Here is an 8,556-nt window from a genome sequence, read left to right on the forward strand (position 1 = left end):
GGTGCGCCCCGGGGGGCCCGCGCACCCCCTCCGCAATGACCCCCCCGCGGGCGGGGGGGGGCCCCTCACCCCGCGGTAGGCGGGGGGCCGGCTTCCCAGGGCCCCCCGCCCCAGCGGCATACCTCTCGTCGGAGCTGTCAGCCAGCGGCTCCTGCCGGGGTGGTGGTCGTCTTGAAGCCCTCGAGCTGGTTGGCCTTCTGGGCGTAGGTGTTGGTGAACGTGTCGCCGATCTTGACCTTGCTGACGTCGACGCCGAGGACCTTCTCCATGTCGTAGATCGTCTTGGGGCCGCCGGCGGGCATGATGCCGTCGGGCAGGAACTGTCCCTTGTCGGTCGTCAGGCCGGCGATGTACTGGTCCTTGGTGATGGTGGTGTTCGCGACGTACTGCGGCGGCATCGCGTTGGCGATATCGGCAGCCGAGTGGGTGTTGATCCAGTGCATCGTCGCGACGAGCGCGTCCACGACCTTCTGCACGGCATCCTGGTGGGAGTTGACCCAGTCGGCGCGGGCGAGCACCCCGGCCGCCGGCCATGCGCCGCCGAGGGCGGCGGTCGCACCACTGGTCGTCGCGAGGTCGAGCGCCGAGTAGGCCAGGTGCTTGGACTCGAGCGCGCCCACGGTGGGCTGGGTGGTCATCACGCACTGTGCCGTATTGCGCTGGATGGCCGCGATCGCGGTCGCCCCCGCGCCGACGGCGAGCGTGTGGTAGTCGGAGTGGGCGACGCCCTTCTGCGAAGCGAGGAACTGGGTGAGCTCGTCGGTGCCGGACCCGAGGTCGGTCACACCGAGCGTCTTGCCCTTGAAGTCCGCGGCAGAGTGGACCCCGCTGCTGTTGCCGCACATCTCGCGCTCGCCCGGTGCGCCAGAGAGCTGCACGACGTCGATGACGTCCTTGCCCTTCGCCTGGAAGTCGATGGTGTGGATGTACCAGGCGCCCGCCATGTCGACCTGGCCGGACGCCATGGCGTCCTCGGCGCCGACGCCGCCGTTCTGCTCGGTCGACAGCTCGACATTGACGCCGTACTTCTTGTAGAAGCCGAGGTCCTGCGCCAGCTGGTAGGGCAGGTAGATCTGCTTGTCGATGCCGCCGACCATGAGCTTGACCGTGGGAGTCGAGGCGTTGGCGCCGGCCTGCGTGGTGCCGCCGGTCGGGGTGCCGCTGGAGCATGCCGCTGTGGCGAGGGCGACCGCCCCGACAGCGGCCATGCACAGTGTGCGCTTGAACATGTGCGGGTTCCTTTCGCTTGGTGCTGTGGGTGGTGGGGGAGTGTGAGGCGGTCAGATCGCCTGGGCCTCGGACTTGCTCGGCGGACGCCAGGACAGGACTCGCCTCTCGAGCAGCGTGAGCAGGTACTCGGCTGCGAGGGTGACGAGGGCCATCAGGATCATGCAGGCGAACACCGTGTCCGGGTCGAAGTGACCCTGGGCCTGGGTGATGATCAGGCCGATGCCGGCCTGGGACCCGAGCACCTCACCGACCAGCGCACCGATGATCGCGAAGCCGAACGCCGTGTGCAGGCTGGCGATGATCCAGCTCAGCGCAGAGGGGACGGTCACGTGCCGGGCCACCTGCATCGACGACGCGCCGAGCACGCGCACGTTGGCGACGAGGTTCTGGTCGACCTCACGCACGCCCTGGAAGGCGTTGAAGAAGACGATGAAGAACACGAGGACCGCGGCGAGCAGCACCTTCGGGAAGGTCCCCAGCCCGAAGGCGACCACGAAGATCGAGCCGAGGATGATCCGGGGGACGGAGTTGAGGGCCTTGATGTAGGGGCTGCACACGTCCGACAGGAATCGGTTCTGGCCGAGCAACAGTCCCAGCGCGATTCCGGCCGCGGTGCCGAGCGCGAAGCCGAAGATCGCCTCCTCGATCGTGATCCACAGGTTGGACCAGATCGACCCGAAGGCCGTGCCCTGGGTGAACAGGTTGACCAGTGCGGCCCAGACATCGGTCGGCTGGCCGAAGAAGAACTTGTCGACCACCCCCGCCTGGGTGGAGAGCTGCCAACCACCGATCACGATGACCGGCAGGACGATTCGGCCCAACCACACCCACGTGGCCCGCCGCCGCCGGTCCGCCCGGTAGGTCGCCGCGATGTTCGACTCGGACTGTTCCACGCCAGCCAGCTGGACAGGCCCGGCGTCAAGAGTGCCCATCATGCCGCGCTCACCGTCCGCGCGTAGGCGCGCTCGACCTCGTCCTTGAGTGAGGACCAGATCTGGCCCTGCAGCTCGAGGAAACGCTTCTCGTGGCGGATCTCCTGGACCTCACCCCGCGGGCGGGGCAGGTCGATGTCGAAGCTCTCCTTGATGGAGCCCGGGCTGCTGGTCATGATGAACACCCGGTCGGCGAGGGCGACCGCCTCGTCGAGGTCGTGGGTGATGAAGAGGACCGATGGGCGCAGCTGCTCCCACAGCCCGAGCAGCTCGGTCTGCATGATCGCCTTCGTCTGGACGTCCAACGCCCCGAAGGGCTCGTCCATCAGCAGGATCTTCGGCTCGTTGATGAGTGCGGCCGCCATGGCGACGCGCTTGCGCATCCCACCGGACAGCTGGTGCGGGTAGCGGTCCTCGAACCCGGCGAGCCCGACACGGCGCAGCCAGTCCCGGGCCAGCGCGACGGCCTCCCGCTTGTGGGCGCCGTTCAGGGTGGGGCCGATCATGACGTTGCCGAGCACGGTCTTCCACGGGAAGAGCGCATCGGCCTGGAACATGAAGCTGACACCGGTCGTGACGCCGTGCACCGGCTGGCCGCCGACCTTGACGGAGCCCGAGCTGGGCCGCTCCAGCCCGGACACCTGCCCGAGCGTGGTCGACTTGCCACAGCCGGTCGGCCCGACGATCGCGCAGAACTGTCCGGGTTCCACCGTGAACGTGACGTTCTGGATCGCCGTGAAGGGGTCGCCCGTTCGGGTGATGTAGCGCTTGGTCAGTCCAGTGATCTCGATCCGCGCCGACTCAGTGTGCGGGCGCGACCCGGGGACGGGGGCCGTGGGCCGTCGTTCCTTGCCAACCATCTGGCACTCCTCTCATTCGGTCTTGCGTTTCGAATGTAGGAACGGCCTGTGGCCTGGGTCACGCTTGCGAAGGAATCTCGTCGTTGGCCGCATTGATTGCGGTTTTGTGCGTTTCCCGCGCGCCATGTGGACCGGCCTCGGGGCTGCGGCGACACGGCTTCGCCGTTGGTTTTGTGCGTTCTGCTGAGTCATGCTGGAGCTGTCACCCGGATCGGTGGCCGAGCACGACTCAGCGCTGAGGAGGACCATGCCGCGGGTGGGCCGGACATTGGCGGCGCGCATCCTCGCCGCGATGCTGCTCATCGTCGTGGCGACCATGGCCATCGGCTTCGGCTTCTACGCCCACCTGGCCGGTCGCGCCGAGGACGAGCACGCCATGGAGCAGGCAACCGATGTCGCGGTGACACTGGGCCGGACGCCGGAGGTCGCGACCGCGATCGAGGCGGGCGACCCCCAGCACATCCTGCCCGGGCTCGCCACCCGGGTTCGCCAGGCGACCCAGGCCTCCTACGTCGTCTTCGTCGATCGCACCGGCCTGCGCTACTCGCACCCGAACCCCAACCTCATCGGCCAGCGCATCGAGGAACAGGTCATCGCCCTCGACGGGCAGGTCCACACCGGCTTCGACAACGGCAGCCTCGGCCGCTCCGCCAACTCCCGAGCCCCCATCCTCGACGCGGCCGGGCACCCGGTCGGTGAGGTCTCCGTCGGATTCCTCGAGTCCGAGGTGGGGGTCCGCCTCTCGGCCGAGATCGGCGACATCGCCCTCTTCACCCTGCTGGCCCTCGCCGTCGGCATCGTCGCGTCGCTTCTGCTCGCCCGGGTGATCAAGCGGGTGACGTTCGGCGTCGAACCCGCCGAGATCGTCGAGCTCGTGCAGGAGCGCGAGGCGATGCTGCACGGGATCCGGGAGGGCGTCCTCGCCGTGGACGACAAGGGCGCGATCAATGTCCTCAACTCGGAGGCCAGACGCCTGCTCGGTCTCGGGGAGGCGCACCTCGGCCAGCGCGTCGAGGACGTGGTGCCCTCGGGTCGGCTCCAGCGCATCATCACCGGGCAGATCGAGGGGAGTGACCTCGTGGCGGTCACGGACGAGCAGCTCCTGGTGCTCAACCGCATGCCGGTCGTCGTGGCCGGTCGCCATGCCGGCTGGGTCGTCACGATCCGGGACCGCACCGAGCTCGAAGGCCTGCTGCGCCAGCTCGATTCGGTCGAGGGCCTGACGACCGCGCTGCGTGCGCAGGAGCACGAGTTCTCGAACCGGCTGCACGTCCTGTCGGTGCTCCTCGAGCTCGGTGAGGTCGCGGAGGCGACCCGCTACAGCCAAGAGCTCTGGCAGCAGACGTCCCTCGCGAGCGAGGAGATCCGGTCTCGCGTCGGGGCCCCGGTCGTGGCGGCCCTGCTGCTCGCCAAGATGACGGTGGCCGCCGAGCGAGACGTCGTCGTCCGGCTCGACCCGACGAGCCGCGCCGAGGCACACGAGGTCGAGGGCCTGCCCATCGTCACGGTCCTCGGCAACCTGCTCGACAACGCCGTCGACGCCATCGTCGACGACCCCCGCACCGTCGGACAGCATCCACGCGGAGAGGTCACGGTCTCGCTCGGCTGCGTGAACGGCATACTCAGCCTTCGCGTCAGGGACACGGGGCCGGGCATACCTGAGGAGCTGCTCGACGACGTGTTCGTCGACGGCTACTCGACCAAGAGTCCCCGCGGCGCGATGCGCCGCGGCGTGGGCCTCGCGCTCGTCCACCGGCTCGTCACGCGGGCGGGTGGCCGGATCACCGCCGCCTCACCAGGCGGGGCCGTCTTCGAGGTCACCATCCCGGTCGGCACCCGCACGGCCGCCCCGACCCCCGAACGGCAGGGCGTCTCGTGATCCGCGTGCTCGTCGTCGACGACGACTACCACGTCGCCCATGCGCACGCCCTCAGCGTCGGCCGGATGGAGGGGTTCGTCGTGGTCGGCGAGGCGCACACCGCCGTCGAGGCCGAACGGCTGGTCGCCGAGGCGAGCCCAGACCTGTTGCTGCTCGACATGTACCTGCCCGACGTCACCGGACTCGACCTCGTCCGTCGGCTTGCCGCGGCGGGCCGCGTGGTGCCGGACTTCCTCCTCGTCACGGCCGCCCGCGACATCGACTCGGTGCGCGCGGCGATGCAGCTCGGCGCCTTCTACTACCTGGTCAAGCCGTTCAGCGTCGCGGCACTGCGCGAGCAGCTGGAGTCGTACCGCATGTGGGCGGAGCGGCTGCAGGGGACGCCCGAGCGCGGGCGACACGTGGATCAGGACGTCGTCGACTCCCTCTACAGCCTGCGTGGCGCACCGGTGCGTCGGACCACCGTTGTGCGCACACTGCAGCCGACGATGGCCCGGGTCCTCGAGATCGTCACCGCCGCGCCGGAGCCGATCAGCGCGGCCGAGGTCGCCGAGGTCCTCGGCGCGAGCCGGCCGACGGCGCAGCGCTACCTCGCGACCCTGGTCAAGAAGCGGCTGCTCGACCTGGAGCTCACGTATGGCTCGACAGGCCGGCCCGAGCACCGCTATCTGCCGCGCCGGAGCTGAGCGAGGCGGCCTCTGCGCTGTCCCTGACCGTGGCGAGTGCCTCGCTCGGTCCTTCCGGCGAGTCGGTGGGCTCAGCCTCCGGGGCCGGCACGTCCGCGCCGCGGAGGACGCGGCCCGCGCTCCACGAGACGAGGGTGGCGAGGGCGCCCGCCGACACCGTCACCGCGAAGGCCGGTGTGTGGCCGCCCCAGTCGGCGAGCCGGCCCGCGATCGCCGCACCGAGCGCGTAGCCGAGCCCGGTCGCCGCCGCGAGGAGCGTCATCGCGGCCCCCGTCCGGGCCGCCGGCGTGACGCGCGCGCCGAGCATGAAGGTCGTGATCATGTATGGCGCCACGCTGAAGCCGAGCACGAGGAGCACCGGCGCGAGGGTGGCGAGGGAGCCGACGAGCAGCAGCGGAACCGCGAGGACGAGCAGGGCGAGGGCGAACCAGCGCAGGCGCGCCGGCAGGCTGAACCGGGCCGGGACCGCGGCCATGCCGAGGCCGGCGACGACGCTGCCGACCCCGAGGAGGGCGTGGAAGTAGCCGGTGAGCCCGGGCTGGCCGGCGGCCGTGGCGATGACCGAGGTGCCGGTCTGGACCGAGCCGAAGACGGTGCCGATCACGAGCTGGCACAGGCAGAGGACGACGAGGGCCGGGGTGAGCAGGCGTCCCGTGACGCCGAGCCTGGAGGCGCGGGCGGCGTCGGTGAGCCGGGCGGTCGGGTCGAGGGCGAACCAGGCGCCGAAGAGGGCGAGGACGGCGGCCGCCGCCGAGACCCCGAGCCCGATGAGGGCGGGGCCGAGGACGAACGAGGCCTCGTCGGCGGCGCCCTCGTAGGAGAAGGCGGTCGCGACGAGCCGCGGCTGGTGGGCACCCGTCCGCGCCGTGATGGGGCGCCAGCGGACCCGGGCCAGCGGGCCGACCTGGGGCAGGAGGAAGCCGGCGACCGCACTCGTCGCAGCGGCGAAACCCCACGGTGCGCCGCTGTGGACGGTCGCGAGCAGCCCGGCCAGGCCGAGCGCGCCACCGATCGACTGGACGAGGACGACCGGGCGCTGGCCGACCCGGTCGGCGAGAGAGCCCCACAGGGGCGCGCCGACCGCGTTGGCGATCGCGAGGGCGCCGGCGCTGGCCCCACCGGCGCCGTAGCTGCCCGTCGCCGTTGCGACGAGGAGCAGGACGCCGAGCTGGCTCATCGCGAGGGGCAGCCGCGCGAGGAAGGCGATGACGACATACGTCGGCCCGGTGAGGCCGAACAGGTGGCGATAGGACTGCAGCGGGGACAAGGCACTCCTTGACGGGTGGGCAAAAAGAGTGCGCGCCTTCCCGCCCAACAGGTCACGCCGGAGCCCTATACGCGGTCCATTCTACAGGTGTCCTCAGCTGCGGCTGTCCGACCGGTGGTGGCCGGCCACACGATGGGTCACCTCGACGAGGACGGCGCCGACGAGCCCGACGCCCAGTGACTCCCAGACGAGCCGGGCCGGCGCGTTGAAGGTGAAGAACTCGCGCGCGAACGGGACCACGAAGGCGAGGACCGCGAGCACGGCCATCGTGCCGAGCAGCAGGGCCTTCCACAGCCGGAACGGCCGGGAGAGGACCGACAGGATGGCGAAGAAGACGACGAGCAGGGAGATGGTCGCGCCGGTGCCCGGCTCCCAGCAGCTGGGATCGACCGGGCCCGTCACGAGCGCGCACTGGGCGAGGAACTGGTCCTGCGGCACCCCGTAGTGGCTCCCGGCGAGGAGGTACGAGGCGATGACGGCCACCCCCGCGACGGCACCGGCGGGGATGGCGAAGCGGAGGATCCGCCCGAGGAAGCCTGGCGTGTAACGGCGCAGGTTCGGGCCGAGGGCGAGGAAGAACGCCGGGATGCCGATCGTCACCGCCGAGACGAGCGTGAGGTGCCGCGGCAGGAACGGGAACGCGCTCGCCATGAGGGCGGTCGCGACGATGGCGACGAGGCTCATCGCGTTCTTCGCGACGAAGAGGTTCGCGACCCGCTCGACATTGCCGATGACGCGGCGTCCCTCGTGGAGCGCGGTCGGCAGGTGCGCGAACCGCCCGTCGAGCAGGACGAGCTCGGCGACCGCCTTGGTCGCCTGGGCGCCGTTGCCCATCGCGACTCCGATGTCGGCGTCTTTCAGGGCGAGTGCGTCGTTGACCCCGTCACCGGTCATCGCGACGACGTGGCCGTCGGCCTGCAGGGCGTGGACGATCCCGCGCTTCTGCTCCGGGCTCACACGACCGAATACCGTTGTGGCACGGACGACTTCCCGCAGGGACTCGGGGTCGTCCCCGAGGGTGCGGGCGTCGACTGGCTCGCCGACGTCGAGGCCGACGCGACGGGCCACCGCGGCTACGGTCTGCGGGTTGTCGCCGGAGATGACCTTGATCGCGACGTCCTGCTCCGCGAAGTAGCGCAGCGTCTCGCGCGCGTCGTCGCGCACCTGCTCGCTGAGCACGACCAGGCCCGCGGGTCGGAGGTCGTCCGGCAGCACCGGCTCGGTCAGGTGCTCGTCGCTCCGGGCGAGGGCGACGACCCGGCGGCCGGTCGCGGCCAGCTCCGCGGCCCGGTCCCGACCCGCGGCTCCGTCGGTGAGGAGGACCTCCGGCGCGCCGAGCAGCCACGTGCCGCGCTCTCCGAAGCAGCCTGCGCTCCATTTGCGCTCCGAGGTGAAGGGGATGGTGCCGCTCCGCTCCCACCCGTGCGGGGCCTCGAGGGCGGCGGCGACCGCGGCCAGGGTGCCGTTCGGGTTCGGGTCGTCGGCAAGCGCGCCCAGCGCGGCCCGGAGGTCCTCGACCGGCCGCCCGTCGAGCGCCTCGACGTCCTCGAACGCGATCTCCCCGACGGTCAATGTCCCCGTCTTGTCGAGGCACACGACGTCCACCCGCGCCAGCCCCTCGACGGCCGGCAGCTGCTGGACGAGGACCTGCTTGCGGGTCAGCTGCACCGCCGACAGGAGGAACGCGATCGAGGTGAGCAGG

Annotated in this window: 7 protein-coding genes; 2 read left to right on the forward strand and 5 right to left on the reverse strand. The window is 70.9% G+C overall.

Going from position 1 to position 8,556, the window contains the following annotated elements; all coding sequences use genetic code 11:
• Positions 1–137 precede the first annotated feature (137 nt).
• From ACTHJJ_RS18420 to ACTHJJ_RS18430, 3 genes are read right to left on the reverse strand one after another with little or no spacing between them, the layout of a single operon-like run.
• Positions 138–1,229 (reverse strand): ABC transporter substrate-binding protein, encoded by a 1,092-nt coding sequence (locus ACTHJJ_RS18420; protein WP_440304403.1) that lies wholly within the window; start codon positions 1,227–1,229, stop codon positions 138–140.
• A gap of 51 nt (positions 1,230–1,280) precedes the next feature.
• A complete protein-coding gene (locus ACTHJJ_RS18425; RefSeq protein WP_440304404.1) occupies positions 1,281–2,123 on the reverse strand; it encodes an ABC transporter permease in 843 nt (280 codons plus the stop codon).
• 38 nt (positions 2,124–2,161) lie between these two features.
• A complete protein-coding gene (locus ACTHJJ_RS18430) occupies positions 2,162–3,022 on the reverse strand; it encodes an ABC transporter ATP-binding protein (protein ID WP_440304405.1) in 861 nt (286 codons plus the stop codon).
• A gap of 256 nt (positions 3,023–3,278) precedes the next feature.
• On the opposite strand from ACTHJJ_RS18430, the gene ACTHJJ_RS18435 reads away from it, so the two are divergent.
• Entirely contained in the window at positions 3,279–4,901 is a 1,623-nt protein-coding gene (locus ACTHJJ_RS18435) for an ATP-binding protein (RefSeq protein WP_440304406.1), read from the forward strand.
• Positions 4,898–5,587 carry a response regulator gene (locus tag ACTHJJ_RS18440; protein WP_440304407.1) on the forward strand — a complete coding sequence of 230 codons (690 nt, stop codon included), beginning with the start codon at positions 4,898–4,900 and terminating at the stop codon, positions 5,585–5,587. Before ACTHJJ_RS18435 ends, ACTHJJ_RS18440 begins: the two co-directional genes overlap by 4 nt.
• Here ACTHJJ_RS18440 and ACTHJJ_RS18445 read toward each other — a convergent pair.
• Entirely contained in the window at positions 5,532–6,854 is a 1,323-nt protein-coding gene (locus tag ACTHJJ_RS18445) for an MFS transporter (RefSeq protein ID WP_440304408.1), read from the reverse strand. The genes ACTHJJ_RS18440 and ACTHJJ_RS18445 overlap by 56 nt on opposite strands.
• Positions 6,855–6,947: 93 nt before the next feature.
• Positions 6,948–8,556: HAD-IC family P-type ATPase (locus ACTHJJ_RS18450; protein ID WP_440304409.1), on the reverse strand; the 1,609-nt coding region annotated here is incomplete at its 5' end.

It is taken from the genome of Intrasporangium sp. (assembly GCF_051961875.1).
Classification (GTDB): domain Bacteria; phylum Actinomycetota; class Actinomycetes; order Actinomycetales; family Dermatophilaceae; genus Intrasporangium_A.